This is a genomic window from Photorhabdus australis DSM 17609, assembly GCF_000711895.1.
Lineage (GTDB): Bacteria > Pseudomonadota > Gammaproteobacteria > Enterobacterales > Enterobacteriaceae > Photorhabdus > Photorhabdus australis.
This window is the reverse complement of sequence record NZ_JONO01000015.1, coordinates 79384-94825: the sequence shown is the minus strand read 5'-3', so window position 1 is coordinate 94825 and position 15442 is coordinate 79384. Positions and strand designations below refer to the sequence as shown.

Annotated in this window: 13 protein-coding genes; 1 reads left to right on the top strand and 12 read right to left on the bottom strand. The window is 47.5% G+C overall.

Going from position 1 to position 15442, the window contains the following annotated elements; genetic code table 11:
* Positions 1-61 precede the first annotated feature (61 nt).
* The 8 genes from BO26_RS06925 to fecI all read right to left on the bottom strand — a co-directional run bounded on the left by BO26_RS06925 (position 62) and on the right by fecI (position 8096).
* Positions 62-409 (bottom strand): hypothetical protein, encoded by a 348-nt coding sequence (locus BO26_RS06925; RefSeq protein ID WP_051690899.1) that lies wholly within the window; start codon positions 407-409, stop codon positions 62-64.
* Positions 410-480: 71 nt separating this feature from the next.
* Positions 481-1248: a Fe(3+) dicitrate ABC transporter ATP-binding protein FecE gene (gene fecE, locus BO26_RS06920; protein WP_036770286.1), complete on the bottom strand. Its 768-nt coding sequence runs from the start codon at positions 1246-1248 to the stop codon at positions 481-483.
* Positions 1239-2204, bottom strand: a complete 966-nt coding sequence (fecD, locus tag BO26_RS06915; RefSeq protein WP_036770282.1) for a Fe(3+) dicitrate ABC transporter permease subunit FecD — start codon at positions 2202-2204, stop codon at positions 1239-1241. The genes fecE and fecD overlap by 10 nt, the downstream gene beginning before the upstream one ends.
* Entirely contained in the window at positions 2201-3199 is a 999-nt protein-coding gene (fecC, locus tag BO26_RS06910) for an iron-dicitrate ABC transporter permease FecC (protein WP_036770279.1), read from the bottom strand. Before fecC ends, fecD begins: the two co-directional genes overlap by 4 nt.
* Positions 3196-4104 (bottom strand): Fe(3+) dicitrate ABC transporter substrate-binding protein FecB, encoded by a 909-nt coding sequence (locus BO26_RS06905; protein WP_036770276.1) that lies wholly within the window; start codon positions 4102-4104, stop codon positions 3196-3198. The genes fecC and BO26_RS06905 overlap by 4 nt, the downstream gene beginning before the upstream one ends.
* 59 nt (positions 4105-4163) lie before the next feature.
* Positions 4164-6524, bottom strand: coding sequence for a TonB-dependent Fe(3+) dicitrate receptor FecA (gene fecA / locus BO26_RS06900; RefSeq protein ID WP_036770273.1), 2361 nt, complete (start codon positions 6522-6524; stop codon positions 4164-4166).
* 98 nt (positions 6525-6622) lie between these two features.
* On the bottom strand, positions 6623-7573 hold the full coding sequence (fecR, locus tag BO26_RS06895) for a ferric citrate uptake sigma factor regulator FecR (RefSeq protein WP_036770307.1): 951 nt from the start codon (positions 7571-7573) through the stop codon (positions 6623-6625).
* A 1-nt stretch (position 7574) separates the two neighbouring features.
* Positions 7575-8096: a ferric citrate uptake sigma factor FecI gene (gene fecI / locus BO26_RS06890; RefSeq protein ID WP_036770270.1), complete on the bottom strand. Its 522-nt coding sequence runs from the start codon at positions 8094-8096 to the stop codon at positions 7575-7577.
* A 189-nt stretch (positions 8097-8285) separates the two neighbouring features.
* On the opposite strand from fecI, the gene BO26_RS23420 reads away from it, so the two are divergent.
* A complete protein-coding gene (locus BO26_RS23420; RefSeq protein ID WP_477707011.1) occupies positions 8286-8447 on the top strand; it encodes a hypothetical protein in 162 nt (53 codons plus the stop codon).
* A gap of 183 nt (positions 8448-8630) precedes the next feature.
* Here BO26_RS23420 and BO26_RS23415 read toward each other — a convergent pair whose 3' ends face one another.
* The 4 genes from BO26_RS23415 to BO26_RS06875 all read right to left on the bottom strand — a co-directional run bounded on the left by BO26_RS23415 (position 8631) and on the right by BO26_RS06875 (position 15085).
* Entirely contained in the window at positions 8631-8774 is a 144-nt protein-coding gene (locus tag BO26_RS23415) for a hypothetical protein (protein ID WP_157835530.1), read from the bottom strand.
* Positions 8775-8793: 19 nt separating this feature from the next.
* Positions 8794-9972: a restriction endonuclease subunit S gene (locus BO26_RS21980; protein WP_072023228.1), complete on the bottom strand. Its 1179-nt coding sequence runs from the start codon at positions 9970-9972 to the stop codon at positions 8794-8796.
* Entirely contained in the window at positions 9972-11606 is a 1635-nt protein-coding gene (locus tag BO26_RS06880) for a type I restriction-modification system subunit M (protein WP_036770267.1), read from the bottom strand. The genes BO26_RS21980 and BO26_RS06880 overlap by 1 nt, the downstream gene beginning before the upstream one ends.
* 65 nt (positions 11607-11671) lie before the next feature.
* On the bottom strand, positions 11672-15085 hold the full coding sequence (locus BO26_RS06875; RefSeq protein ID WP_036770265.1) for a DEAD/DEAH box helicase family protein: 3414 nt from the start codon (positions 15083-15085) through the stop codon (positions 11672-11674).
* Between the last annotated feature and the right edge of the window lie 357 nt (positions 15086-15442).

The following is a 15442-nucleotide window of genomic DNA, read 5'->3' as shown; positions in this document are numbered from 1 at the left end:
CTTAATAAGTGGCAAGTGGGGGTATTGCTGGATTTTTGACAATATCCCCCACATTTACCATTTATTCCCCCATATTAGAGTGGCGTTGATTAATACGGATATCTTCACCCAACACGGTCAATAATCCATCATTTTCTAGTTTGTCCAGCCAGCGGCTGAATTTCTTTGATACATCAATGCCTTTCGCCCGTAAGTCATCCCGCACCTGTGATTTTGTGCAGGAATCGCTTTGGGCTGTTCGGTTACGAATAGATTCCCATAGTGCCAGATGATTGCCTGACAGACGCCGGACATGGGCCAGTGCCATATCACCGGCTGCGGCATCCTGTGGTTGTCTGGGCTGATCTGACAACACCAGAGAGGTAATCTCTTCGCCGTCCTCATCAATACAAATGCTGACCGAGGTCATAAGCGACTTGTGGCGGTTCATCAGCATATTTCAACTGGAGAAGGGAACCAACAGCTACATTAGCTCCCCTCCTAACACACCACACACATTGGCTTACCTGAAACAGGCTCGGGGTGAATTTCTGCTTTAATGTTGAATACCCGCTGTAATAATTTCGGTGTCATAACCTCCTCAGGTGAGCCTTGGGCGACAATCTGCCCCTGAGAAAGCAGTACCAGGTGATCACAGTACCGGCTGGCTTGATTGAGATCATGCAGTACTGTCACGACTGTTTTTCCTTCGTTGTTCAGTTCACGTAGCAGTTTCATCAATTCCACCTGATGGTTGATATCCAGGTACGTAGTGGGTTCGTCGAGCAGCACTACTGGCGTATCCTGGGCCAGAACCATCGCCAGAAAAGCGCGTTGGCGCTGTCCACCAGAGAGGTCGGTAACGCGTTTATTGGCAAGATGGCTAATCTGCGTTTTTTCCATTGCTTGTTGTACAAGACGACGATCATGAGATGCTAAACGCCCCCAGAACGTAAGCCAGGGGCTGCGTCCGTATGCAACCAGTTCACGGACAGCGATCCCTTCAGGTGTGAGAGGGTGTTGTGGCAAAAGCGCCAAATGTCTGGCGAGCTTGCGTGAGGAAAAGTGCGCTAAAGGTTCACTATCTATTGTTATCTTTCCAGATAATGGCGTTAATAGCCGCGAAAAGCATTTCAGTAATGTCGATTTCCCACAGCCGTTGGGGCCGAGCAACGCTGTGATTTTCCCTGTCGGAAGGGTGAGCGACAGATCATTTAGAATGCGTTTCTCCCCGTAACCCGCAGATAACTTTTCTGTAGTTAGTTGCATTTACGTATTCTCACTAAAAGCCAGAAGAAATAAGGAGCGCCAATGATGGCGGTCAGTACGCCAGCAGGCAGTTCCATTGGTGGTGCTATGCTCCTTGCCAGCAAATCGGCTAGTAGCAGAACCTGTGCTCCCATAAGCATGGATGCTGGTATAAGCCAGCGATGCCGTCCTCCCACAAGTCTGCGAACGAGATGGGGTACTACGAGGCTGATAAAGCCAATTGGTCCGCAAACGGCGACGCCTGTTGCGGCGAGCGCTACTGCCAGCATTAATCCCCAGAATTGTACCTGTAGGAGTGAAACACCTAGTGTACTGGCGCTGTCATCACCGAGGGCTAATAAATCTAAATCGCGACAAAAGCGCAGACTGAGTGGTATCAGTATCATCAGTACTGGTAGAGCTATAGCCACAAATTGCCAATCGCGTCCCCACAGACTGCCGGTCAGCCACAACAGCGCGTTGTTGATATCTTGTGGACGTGAGAGTATCAGGTAGTCGGTGATGCTTGTCCAGGTAGCTGAAAGTGCCACGCCAACTAATGCAAGGCACAGCGGCGAAGAAGATCTAGCAATCGCCCGTAGTAGGATGAGTGCGGCCATTCCGCCGCCAAAAGCGAGCAGCGGAAGCCACAGCACGGGTAGAGAAGGAAAAAGGATCAACGCACTTACGGATGCCAGGCTTGCGGCATGATTGACTCCCAGTACATCGGGTGAGGCCAGTGGATTACGAACAATACCCTGAACTAGAACGCCAGAAAGTGCCAGCGCTGAGCCTACAATAATAGCCAGTAAAACACGCGGTAAGCGGTACTGCGTCAGTACAAAGTGGTGTTTGTCACTGGGTTGCCAGCCGCTTATTAACGCTTCCCAGGGAAGCGGCTGTGCGCCCATGCGTAGCGCTAGCACCAGCGTAATTGCCAGCAATATCATCAAAAGTGAGATAACCTGACGATTCATGCTCGTCTCCTTGCCAGCCAGACAAAGCAAGGAGCGCCAATCAGAGCCAGCACCGTACCTGCTGGGAGTTCTCCTGGCCAGGACAGTGCACGGGCCAGTAAATCCGCAAGTAACATAAATACCGCTCCCAGCAACATACACATTGGTAGCGTGCGGCGCAGATCGTAGCCAATCCAGAAACGTGCCAGATGCGGCATTAGCAGGCCAATAAATACGAGCGGACCTGCAACACTGACACAGGCTCCTACCAGAATCAGTACCGCCAGATTGACGAAGATACGTAAGTGCGTCAGGTTCACGCCAAGCGTATGAGCACAGACATCGCCAGCGTTGAGCAGATTAAGCGATTTTGCCAACAACAAAACTATAGGCATAGTGACTACTACGAAAGGAAATAGTTGCCAGAATTCAGGCCAGCGGACATGGGAGACACCACCAGCCAGCCAGTAGAAAATGCCGTAAGCATGATCTTCAGCAAGCAGTAGCGTAATACGTGTCAGTGCCATACATAAGGCAGATAAGGCAATCCCCGCCAGAATCAGTTGGTTACGATCGTGTTTTTGCTGACAGCTGCCACTTGCGGCCATCACCATCATCCAGCTGATTCCACCACCGCAGGCCGCTACCAGGGAAATGGAATATCCGGCTAGCGGTTCTGGACTGAAAGCGCTGACCAGCGCCATTGCCAGCGCTGCTCCACTGTTAATTCCTAGTAAGGAAGGTGAGGCCAGAGGATTATGGGTAAGGGTTTGGAGTAGTGCCCCAGCCAGCGCCAGAGCTGCGCCCAGTAAAATGGCAACCAAACTGCGTGGTAGCCGCAGATTGATGACCAGAGCTTCAGGCAGCGTCGGTGTATGACCGGGCACCAGAGCCTTGAGCGCACTGATAGCGGGAATGGGAATAGCGGAATAGCAAAATAGGCTTAACCAGAATGCGCTAAACAGTGCAACCAGCGGTAATCCCCAGCGTAAGACCGGATGATGGCGGCGTTTCATGGTGTTTCGTTAACCGGCTGGTGATGGAAGATTTTCACTGCGTCACTGCCAATTCGTTCAGCAGCAAATATTCCCCGCATGCGCGCCCAGGTATTACTGTCTACCGCCGCTATTTGATGCTTGTGTTGTGCCGTCATCATCTGCCACAGCGTATCTTGCTGCCAGAGTTTCACGATGCTTTCCTGGCGATAGTGGGCCACGATAAGCCAGTCAGGATTGAGAGCCAGTAATTGTTCAAGGCTTAGAGAAACTATTGCCGAGTGATTAACTGGCGTGGGAACCTTCAGTCCTAATGCGGTTAAGACGCTGCCGGTATAGGTGTCGCTGGAGTGCAGGTTAAATTGTTGTTCGCGCGAGGTGCCAAAAACCACATTGACACCTTGTGGCAACTGACTGGCATAGCCTTTCATACGTTCACGGTGCTCTGCCAGTCGCTTCTCCATCTCTCTATCTTTCCCCATCACTTTGCCGATGATCGCGGCAGATTGCAGATTTTCTTCATAGGTTTCGTTGCGGGACTTCAGCAGCAGGACAGGGGCTATACCCTTGAGTGCTCGATAAATCCCCGCGTGGCGTTGGCTGTCTGCAATGATGAGATCAGGCTTCAGTGCGCTGATGACTTCAAGGCTTGGTTGGGCGCGAGTGCCTGTTGATTGCCAGGGTTTAATACGCTGGCGAACATCTGCAAGGATGCGCTGTGGATCATTGTCATCGGCAATACCCACTGGGCTGATATTGATAGCGGCCAGCGCATCAACAAACGACAGTTCCAGCACGACCACGCGCTGAGGAACGGTATTGAGGGTAAAACTGCCTTGTTCATCCTGTACCGTAACTGCGAAGACGCGTGTCAAGTTGGTGAAGAAGAGTAAAGCGATAAACATAACTCGAATCAGGACAGACATAACTTAACTCCAGGAATAGCAAAGCCGGGCAGTAGCCCGGCGAAAAGATTAACGTAGCGTCAGAACTTCAGCGAACCCTGCATATAGAGCGTGCGTGGTTGCCCGGCGTAGATGCCTTTATTGTTATCGTCATAGGAACGGGTGTAATACTCGCGGTCGAAAATGTTTTTTACTCCAAAGGCCAGAGTCAGGTTGGCCATTTGTGGGCCGAAGTCATATGCCACGCGCGCATCCCACAACATAAAGCCAGGAATGCGGCCGGTGCTGCCATCGGCGCTTTCCTTTACGGTATTAGCGTTATCAGCAAACTGGCTAGACTGGAATTCACTATTGAGGTTGAAAGTCCAGTTGCCCGGTTTGTAATCCAGACCAAATGTACCTTTATGTTTCGGTGAAAATGGTACTTGATTCCCGTAGGTATCGCCTTCTTCTCGGATTTCCGCGTTTACATACGTGTAGTTGGCGTAAACCGAAACGTTCTCCAGTTTGGGTGTAAGCTCGAAAAGATCGTAACGTGCCTGAGTTTCCAGACCAGTGTGTCGGGTTTTCCCACGTGCCGTAACGGTATCATTAGTCTGGTTGGAATCGTACTGATTGTTGAAGTTAATCAGGAACAGCCCCATTTCCGCAGTCAGTGCGCCATCGTCGTAGCGGGTTCCGACTTCCCAGGTTCGTGCTTTTTCCGGCTCTACATTGCCGCTTTTCACAGCCTTACCAATTTGGCTGTACTGTACAGTACCGAACGAGCCTTCCGTATTGGCATAAAGATTCCAATTGCCCGTGACGTGATAAAGAACATTGAGCGCAGGCAGAGGTGCATTGTAGCTTACTTCCTGGCGAGTGTCTTTTAAGTTATTGTTTTGGATGGATTTGATGTGCTCGAATCGTATTCCTGGAGTGATGGTCCAGTTGCCGATATCAATGCGGTCGTCAATGTACCAAGCATGTGCCTCAGTGCCGGAACGGGTATTACGGTCATAAGGGCTTGACGTGCTGGGTAATTCGCCGCTGCTGGTGGAGGTGTAGTAACGCATTTCGTGGCTGGATTCATTCACGTAACGGTAACCAATTCCTACTTCATGGGTTGAAGACCCTAAATTGAAGAGCTGGCTATAGCGCGGTTCGATGCTGCGTACCCAGTATTCTCGTGGAGAAAGAGTAATGCGCTTGCCCTGCTCAAGATAGCCGCTGCGCAAGGTATGGGTATATAAGCCCTGAATATTGAATTTGTGCTGCTGGTCGGGCTGATACTGATAGTTGAGGCTTGCGAGCTGACGGCGGCCCCAGAAGCGATCATATGGACGAGTGGATTGCCAGCGATTGGCATCGTAATCGGCGCGTGAGAGGCCTCCGGGCATATCCGCTCTGCCATCGTAATATTGCAGCAAGCTGCTGAAGGTATGTACTTCATTGGGAGCATAGCGGCTTTTGAGCATCAGGTCGTCAATGTGCGTGGCACTGTGCTCGCGCCAGTCGTTTCCTCGAGTGCCGGAGTAGAGGAGCGCCGTACCGAAACCGTTATCTGCCGTCCCGCCAATCATCAAATTATGGGTTTCTTTCGGGTTATTTTGTGAGGATGTGGGGCTAAGCTGGCCTTCTACACTTGCATCAATACCAAAATCCTGCGGGATAGCGCGGGTAACGAAATTCACCACACCACCTACGCTTTGTGGTCCGTAGCGCACAGCGCCACCACCGCGTACCACATCTACGGCGTCCATGTTGCCGAGAGATACTGGCGCTAACGACAGCTGTGGCTGGCCGTAAGGAGCAAAGGGGACTGGAACACCATCCATCAAAACTGTAGAGCGGCTGGCAAGGCGCGGGTTCAGTCCACGAATGCCGAAGTTCATTGCCAGGTCGTGGCTGCCGGTACCGTTGTTTTCCGGTGCGTTGACGCCCGGAATGCGGTTTAGCACTTCACGCATGGTTGTTGCGCCTGTTTTAGCAAAATCTTCACGGCGGATGACATCACGTGCACCGGCATGTTCAAACACGTCAGCTTCCCGCGCGCTACCTAGCCAGTCGCCTACTACGGTCAGTACGTCTTTCTGTGCAACAGGAGCGGGTTCGAGCGTGAACGTATTATCGCCCAATGTCTTCACCTGCAAATCAGTACCGACCAGTAAGGTGTTCAGCCCATCGGTGATGGTGTAATTGCCGTGTAGGCCGTTGCTTTGTTTGCCACGCGTTAAGCTGGAATCTACCGAAAGAGTGATACCTGCGCGGGTAGAATACTGATTGAGAACTTTATCCAGTTCGCCTGCATTAATGTCATAGTGTGTGCTAGCTAGTTCCACCGCAGCATACGTTATCCCTGAGGTTAGGCAAGCCACCGGTAACAGGCTCAAACGAATCGCCATTACCAGCGGTGTTGCTTTGTGAAGCGCGCGCAGTGGCTGTGCACGTAAAGGCATCATAACGTCTCCATAATCATTTTGTTGCTGTATTCATTTATAAGTCGAATGAAGAGGTAAAAAGGGACAATTGAAAATGATTATTTTTACGTTAATGACTTTTATGCGGGCAGAACATTCACCCAGTAACGGGTAATGTATTGGATCTTAACGGGAAGTGTTTTTTCTATGACAGTTAATACCGTATCGGTATTTTTTATCGGGAAAGTGCCGCTTAACCGTAGCGATGCGACAGTCGGGTCGCAGCGTAATACGCCATTGCGATAACGGGCGAGGGTTGCTATCACTTCACTCAGTGGTTTATCGCTGAAGCTTAGCATCCCCTGTATCCATGCATTATCTTCGGCGGTTGCTGTTGTTAGTTCGCCAAAATCGGTGGCGCTGAATTTTAGGCTTTCACCTTGACGTACAATATGTTTACGGTCAGCATCGGCTAGTCTCACTTCTACAGCATGTTGCTGCACGCTGAGTAGCGTGGTGTTCTCTTCCTGACGAACCGTAAATTTGGTACCCAGTGCGGTTAGTTGTGCATGGCGAGTTTGTACACGTAACAGCCTTGCTCCGGTATCCGGCCCGGTGGTGATGGCAATTTCGCCATACCAGAGATGCACCAGACGCTGCAGAGGGTCAAAACGAACATCTACTGCACTGTCAGTATTGAGTGTAAGTAGAGTGCCATCTTTCAGTCGATGCTGCTGAATATCCCCTTTAGTAGTACGGTAATCGGCTCGTAACCCCTCTCCTGCTTCCGAATACCACAGTTGCCAGCTACCGCTAACCCCTAGTAGCAATAGTATGCTTTTCATCACCCTGCGACGTGACAGGTGCGTTTCCTGAAGTGCGTGGCTTGCCATATTGCCCGGCACCACTAGCATCTGGTTACGCAGATTTTCCACTTGCTGCCACGCCCATTGATTATCCTGATGCTGTTCGTACCAACGTTGCCATTTTTCAGTTTGCAGTGGACTTACCTGCTCGCTACTCAGTACCGCATACCAATGCGATGCTGATTTTAAAGCCTGACGACGAGAATGGGTCAACGTGGTGTTCATATCAGAGTTCATGCTCCAGGCGAAACAGCAGACAGTGTTCAGTGGCTTTGGCCATGTATTTTTTCACGGAGCTGACGGACACATTGAGGCGTGCGGCAATGTCGCTGTAGGTCAGATTTTCGAGCTGAGACAGTAAAAATGTTTGACGCGTTTTGCTGCTCAGGCCATCGATCATTTGGTCGATTTGCTGGAGCGTCTCAAGCTGACACTGACGAATTTCCGGCGAGGGCATTAGCGCCTCGGGCTGTTGCGCGAGCAGTTCCAGATATGCCTTTTCCAGCGCGTTGCGGCGAAACCGGTCGATTATCACCCTCTTGGCGATAGTGCAGAGGAAAGATTTTGGATCGCGAATTGCCTGTAATGAGTCACTGGTTATCACGCGCAGGAAGGTATCCTGTACTACATCGTCGGCGTCAAAGGACGATTGCAGCTTGCGCGTAAGCCAATTTTGCAGCCAGCCATGATGTGCGCCGTAAAACGATTCAATCGTCAGATCTGCGGAAACAACAATGTAGTCAGACATAACTTTTGTAATATCAACAGTAAATAATCACGGCATCATATTAATGTGAGAATAGTTATCATTACAATCTTTCCTGAAGGTTTTTTTATTGAATGTTAATGTGACGTCGAGTCGGGGGAGTCGTGAGACTTATTCTCTGTTCCTTAAGATGTTGGAGTGTAATCGTTGTTTTGCCAGATTTCGGTATCTATGCGTATTACACCTAATCTGATCGCCGATTCCAGTTATTTAGTTCATTTGTCTATTGTTCTTGGGCGCAGTGGTTGGGGAGTCATTAATTTTCAACTGACTTATGTTCGTTTGTTTCAGGGATACTTAGAGATGTCAGTAGTAGGGAGAGCTGGTATGTAGGTTATTACAGACTTATCGCATCAGTTCAACATTGTTGATAAACATATACCCTATGGATTTCAAGATGCATCGCGGCGGCAAGGGAGCGAATCCCCGGGAGCATAGATAACTATGTGACCGGGGTGAGTGAGTGCAGCCAACAAAGAAGCAACTTGAAAGATGACGGGTATATATGCGCCATAGTTATGGAGCAGAGTGAGTATATTGTTGTTTTGCTACCTGATTACGAGTGGTGATACCGTTTTTGCTATAACCAGAAACTGCTGGGAGCATGGTGGCAGTTTGTGGATAGATAGTAAACAGGAGAATAATTCTTTTACTAGGCATAAGTAAGATATCCCTATTATTAGAAATACTCATCACTTAATGCTTCAATGAGACTATTTTCATTAGCACTATCCATCTTCTCGATCATATTTTCTATTTTTCTCTTGATTATTCCGAACTTATTTTGCAACTCAATAGGTGGTATGGGAATAGGTAAATTTTCTATTTGATCCTTTGTTAATGCTTCCCTGGTTGCGCCAGCAGATCTAGCTATAGACAGTAAGTACTGTTTAAAGCTGGGTGAAATTAATATGTGTAGTAAATAGTCATGATTTACCACTTCTGATCTAATTATAGAAACATGTTGGTTAACTCTAGCCGGCAAAATATTGTTATCAACAATCGTACAGCGGCAAACAGAGGCACCAGTAATATTTAAGAGTATATCATTCTTTTTAACTTCAACGTTTTTCAACGCAGAAGCTTGTGTGTCATTGATAAATACAAGATCTTTATGCAAAAACTTATTATCATGAACGTTTAAACTACGAATGAATGATATACCGCTTTCAACATAAACGTTTTTCCCACCTTTTGGAGTGGCTCCGCTACCAATTTTAGTTGTGATATCTTTTAGTTTATATTTATTCCAATGGTTAGGGTTTACCATTGGATCACCAAACATCTCCAAAAACGTTGCTTGCAAGAAATCATCGGCCAGTTTAATTGCTTGCTCGCGCTTGCGGCGGATGCTGTCAGCTTTATCGAGGATGGCAGCGATACGTTTTTGTTCTTCAAACGAGGGTAGTGGTATTAGAAATTCATTTAGTTCTGATATTCTAATGTTTTTAATATTTGAGCCAGATGAACTAGTGGTCCATTTTCTAAACATCGGAGAATTAAGTACATAATAAATGTATTTAGGGATACATTTATCTATTTTAGGCCGTAATAATGAACAAAATGCACCAAAACTACCATTCCAATCAGAATCGGCAATTGCTGTTTTACCTACTAATTCGCTACTGCCAGAAGACATACACATTAAAATGTCGTCTCTTTTTATTTTCTGAGCGTCTTTGACCTTTTTTTTAGAGATCCATATTAGATCCCTCTCTATTTCTAAATATTTCTGAATGCTACCAGCTCTTATAATTGGAATTGCATTGTCAAAAGGAACATTTTCTCCTTCACCTTTAGTAAAGGTCACCCCTCTAATAATCTCACATAAATCGCCAATTCTAGATGTGGTTAACATCACAGCATTCCCTCCAGCTCATCCAGCTCCACCAGAATCTCTTTTTCCAGATTTTTTAACCGCTTGAGTATCACCTTCGGATCTTCATGCTCTTCCGCCTGATACACCACCTCTTTATAGCGATTGACGGAGAGATCATATTTCTGCGTGGCAATATCCGCTTTTGTAACCACAAACGTCGACTGAGTACGATCCTGATAATTCACCGTTTCATCAATCCCCTGCGGATACTGCTGTTTTAGCAGAATAGTGAATTTCTCACCGATAAAGTTATCCACCGGCATACCTTTCAACTTGCGGTAATGTTTCCACGAAGCGATCAAGTGCGGTAGATCGTTTTCTTTAGTTGGGTTACGTTTGTCATCCAGACTGTAGCCATCGTTTTGTAGGTCATAGAACCATACTTCATCGGTCTGTCCGCCTTTGGTGAAAATCAGAATCGCTGTTGCCACACCGGCGTAAGGCTTAAACACCCCAGAAGGCAGATTGATCACTGCTTCAAGCTGGTTATCTTCCACCAGAGTTTTACGCAAAGACTGGTGTGCCTTGCTGGAACCAAACAACACCCCTTGCGGGACGATGGTAGCACTGCGACCACCCACTTTTAGCATTTGCAGGATCCGCGCCAGGAATAACAGTTCGGTTTTCTTGGTTTTCACCAGTGCTGACAGTGTTGGATCGATATCTTCTTCGTCCAGCGAGCCGGTAAATGGCGGGTTTGCCAGAATCAGGTTGAAGGCGTTTTTACTGGCCTGCGGGAAGTTTGCGCTGAAACTTTGACTCATCGTATCCTGATAATGAATATCTGGCTCTTCTACGCCGTGCATAATCAGGTTCATCGCTGCAATACGCAGCATGGTGGTATCGAAGTCGTAGCCGTGGAACATGTTGTTATCAACATGATTACGCCACGGGGTAAGTAGATCTCCGGTGAAGATTTTTTGCTCTTCTAATTCACCGCGTTCGTTTGTGCCGATCTCGCTATGTACCGATTCCAGTGAACTGTATTTTTCCAGCAGATATTCATAGCTGGTTGCCAGAAAACCCCCCGTACCACAGGCAGGATCACACACCGTTTCGCCACGTGCTGGGTTTGGTTCCATCATCTCGACCATTGCCCGGATGATATGACGTGGAGTGCGGAACTGGCCGTTAATCCCAGCGGTTGTCAGTTTACTGAGCAGATACTCGTATAGATCGCCTTTGGTGTCTCCACGATCCAGCGGCAGGTTTTTGATCACATCGACTGCTTTAGTCAACAAGGAAGGTTTAATAATCTCCAATCGGGCATCTTTCATAAAGTTGCCCAGTAACGTTGCCTGTTCTCCTTCTGCTTGCCCTAACTGACGGAAATGCTGAAATACGCCATCGCGCACCACTTCCATCATTTCATCAGCACCCAGATTACTGTAATGACTAAAGCGAAATTCTTGTTGTACTGGTACAAAACGTGGTTTAAAGTCGATGCCGGTAATCTGTTTACGTTTTTCGTCTTTTTGTTCCTGAGTATCCAGCATTCGGGAATACATCAGATAGGTAATTTGCTCGATAACGGTCAGTGGGTTGGTGATTCCACCTACCCAGAAATCTTCCCATAAATTATCGATTTTGCTTTTTAATTCACCAGTAATCATGTTGTTGCGTCTTATATCTTGTAAAAAATAAAAAGCCCAGGGGCTGGGCTTATCATGAGAGGTTATTATACCGCTGGAGCTCTGGTGACAACACCCAACTCTTCGACGATTTTTTGCAGACGGGCAATTTGCGTCATATCAGGAAACACACCAGTTATGCCTTCGTTATGAATATGGGTAAATGGCTGCTCGAAGAGCTGTTTCATCTCGATGGTTCCAAAGTCACGTATGTGGTTTTTTAACAAATCGAGGAAACGCAGTTGCAGGCTGTTAAGATGGTTATGGGAAGCAAACTGTGCGAAACGTGCTGTTACAGCTTCACCGTCCATACCAATAATGGTACGCAACAGTTGATCCAGGCTGGCGATGGCCTGCGGATAAAATTCCTTCAGTGCCCGAATGTCCACATTAGGATTCTGAATCAATACCAGTTTTGCCAATTCGTCCAGCTCTGTTTCTGTAACTGGCTCACCGTTACGAATTTTCTTCAGTACTGGGTTGTGCTGGAACAGAGGTTCCAGCGCCCCTTGCACTTGCTGACGGTAGAGTTTGAAGTCAATTGAACGAATATTGGTCTTGCGGGTTTCTGACTGAATCAGATCAAGGTCTTCAGTAATATCCACGTTCAACGGCCCGCAACGCGTTGTTACCTCTTTTTCCATCAAATGCATGATGCCGCGCAGGTGAATGCGCATATCTTCTAGCTCTTCCAGGCTAGCCTTTTTCCACCAGGTTAAATCACGTAGCTGGTTAATTCGTTGTCCCTGTTGTTGTACTTGTACCAGATGCGGAGGTAAACGTTCCAGTTTTTCCATGATTACTGGCCAGAGTACGTCCAGTTCATCCGGGTTAGTATAACGGGCTGTTTGCGCTGCCAGGATATCCATGTCAAAACGCAGGGCTTCACTTTGACCACGAACATCCACCCATTGCATGAGTGGAGCAAGGATGGCCAGCAAATCCTGCTGGGTTTTTGGCGAGAACTGCTGAAGCACTTTTTGGTTGCTGTACTGAACTTTTTGCTGCCATTTTTCCTGAACGGCAATAGATTTTTCGTCCAGCGCGTTAATTTGTTCCTGTAACTGGCGGGCCACCAGAATCACAGCTTGTTTATCAAACTTACGTTGTGCAGCGGTCCCCAGTGCGATCCAGGCTTCAAAGCGCTTTTGAGCAAGGGATTTAGTGGGGATGACTTCCGCTTCTTCGGTACGCAGTTCGTGATACTCAAAGTTGCCCCAGTGGTCAAATATTCGGAATTTCTGCTTATCAAGTGATTTGTCATTCTTGCCTTCACCGTACAAACCAGAACACATACGTGTACCTCGACCAATCATTTGCCAGAATTTCACTTTTGATTTTACCGGTTTTGCAAAGACTAGATTCACAATCTCGGGTACATCGATACCAGTATCCAGCATATCTACAGAAATCGCGATTGTGAGCTCTTTGTTCGTGCTTTCATCCAGCCCTTTGAAGTCATCAATAAGTTGTTCTGCTCGGGGATCGTAGTTGTCGATGACTTGGCAGAACCGCCCGGCAAACTGCGGATACATATCATCGAACAATTTATTCAGGAGAATGGCATGGGTATGGTTACGGGCAAAAATGATCGTTTTACCCGGCAGTTGTCCGTCACGATCTTTGAGCCCATTTTCCATTAGATTACGCAAGATATGGCGGTTAGTATCTTTGTTAAAGATCGCTTCATCCAGCGCAGGACCTTCAAATTCCAGGATATTGGGATCGATGCCTTGATCTTCCAGTTCGCGGATTTGTGCGTCGCTGAGTTTTTCCCGCTTGATACCGTCACGAAGGAACTGTGTGGTATGCGTGACTACCTCGTAAGGTACCAAATTGTTGTCGGCAATAGCGTCTTCCAGACTGTAGTTAGCCGTGGGGATACGACCTTCGCAGCCGAACAGGCCAAACGTAGTTTTACTTACCATATCAATGGGAGTTGCGGTCAGTCCCACTTGTAGCGCATCAAAATACTTAAAGAGATCGCCATAAACGTTGTAGATAGAGCGATGAGACTCATCGGCGATGATCAGATCAAAATAACCCACATCAAAGCGGTCCATGATCTTTAGCATACCGGGGTAAGTGGCAATATAGATACGCGCATTCTGCCTATCTTCTCTCTTTGATTTTCCCACTATGTACAATGGATCGTTGGTGAACTGTTTAAAGGCATTTCCGGCCTGTTTACGCAGCTCTTTACGGTCGCAAAGGAACAGTACGCGCTTTACCCAACGGGCATCAATCATTAGTTTGCTGAGAGCAATAGCAACCCGAGTTTTCCCGGTACCGGTTGCCTGTACGATTAATGCTTGACGGTATTTATTGGTGAAACGCTCGCTAACGCGAGCGATAGTCTCAAGCTGATATAAACGTCCGGCAACCAGTTGACCATTACTGTCTTTAACATGTGGGACGGTATTTAATGGCAGGCGCATTTCACGCTGCTGAATCAGATATTGCAGGCTTTCTTTACTGTAGAAGCCGAATATCCGGCGTGGTGGATAGCCCTGAGTTTTATGGTCATCCCACAGCCAGATGTCGTATCCGTTGGTATAAAAGATAACCGGGCGTTGACCATACTCTTTTTCCAACCAGTCAGCATAGAGTCTTGCCTGAATACGTCCTTGTTCCGCATTGACACTGGTTTTCTTGGCTTCAATTACCGCAAGTGGTTTGTGGGTATCATCCCAGAGTACGTAATCAGCGTAACCCTCACCACTTGTTGTCGGTTGTTCCTTAACAGGATGTTCCTGAGTGACTTGGTCCGTGTTTTGTAATTCAGTACCGACATCCCAGTTTGCTGATATCAGGCGGGAATCAATCAGGCGGCGTCGGGTTTCCGCTTCGTCGATAGCAAGAATATCGGCAACCTGCTGGTTACGCGCTTTGGCTTCATTCAGACGTTGAGTAAGTAGCTCCGCTTTTTCCTGCTCCTGCTGCAAAGCACGTTGTAACGCCAGTTCACGCTCACGGCTTTCATCCTGTGCTTTTAGTGCCTCTTCAAGACGCTTTTTATCTGCGGTGTTAGATGAAGAGGATAGGGGAGGGAGCGTGAATTTAGGGCAGTCGTCTACATTGCCATGTCCGTAACGAACGTAAAGCCAAACGCCTAACAGAAACGCTTCTTTCAGCAACCAGTAAGTATCTTTGGCTTTGATTCGCCCACCATGTGCAGCCCGGTTACCATGAATACGTAATGCGTCCATCTTCATGATAATGACTTCTGGCATCATGTTGGTGAACACATCGGCGTTCATCAGATCGTACAGGTTAGCTTTGAAACCTTCCGGCAAACGTTCTTGACGGTACAACCAGCGCACTATCAGTTCATCAAAGTTACGTAACTTAACCAGGCAGCTTTCCGGGTCAGAATGAACATAATGTTCTGCCATACACGCTAGCTCAGCAAGCTCCGGCCACTGGCTACGCAGCATTTCAAAGTTGAGAGACTGCTCCATAAAATCGTTGCCTTATGCAGTGAATACAACAGGAAATTTGTGCAGCATATCACATGCCTTATTATAAAAGTGTGAGTACTATGATGAATATTAATAGTAATTCGGTAAGTGACGTATATTGCCCCTTATAGGGTAAAGGAGAATAAGAGGAATTGGCTCGTAGTAAATTAACCAGAGAAATTATTGAGGGTGAAATGTGATGGGCTATTCCAGGTCAGGCCAGTATTCTCAGTCTGTAAGGTTCCTGAAATTGATAAATGTGTAGAAGAGAATTATTGAATAGGGTTGCTGTCATAATCGGTATTCTGGTGGTGTACATCATGCAGTACACCACCTTTTTGTACACAATTAGCTCTG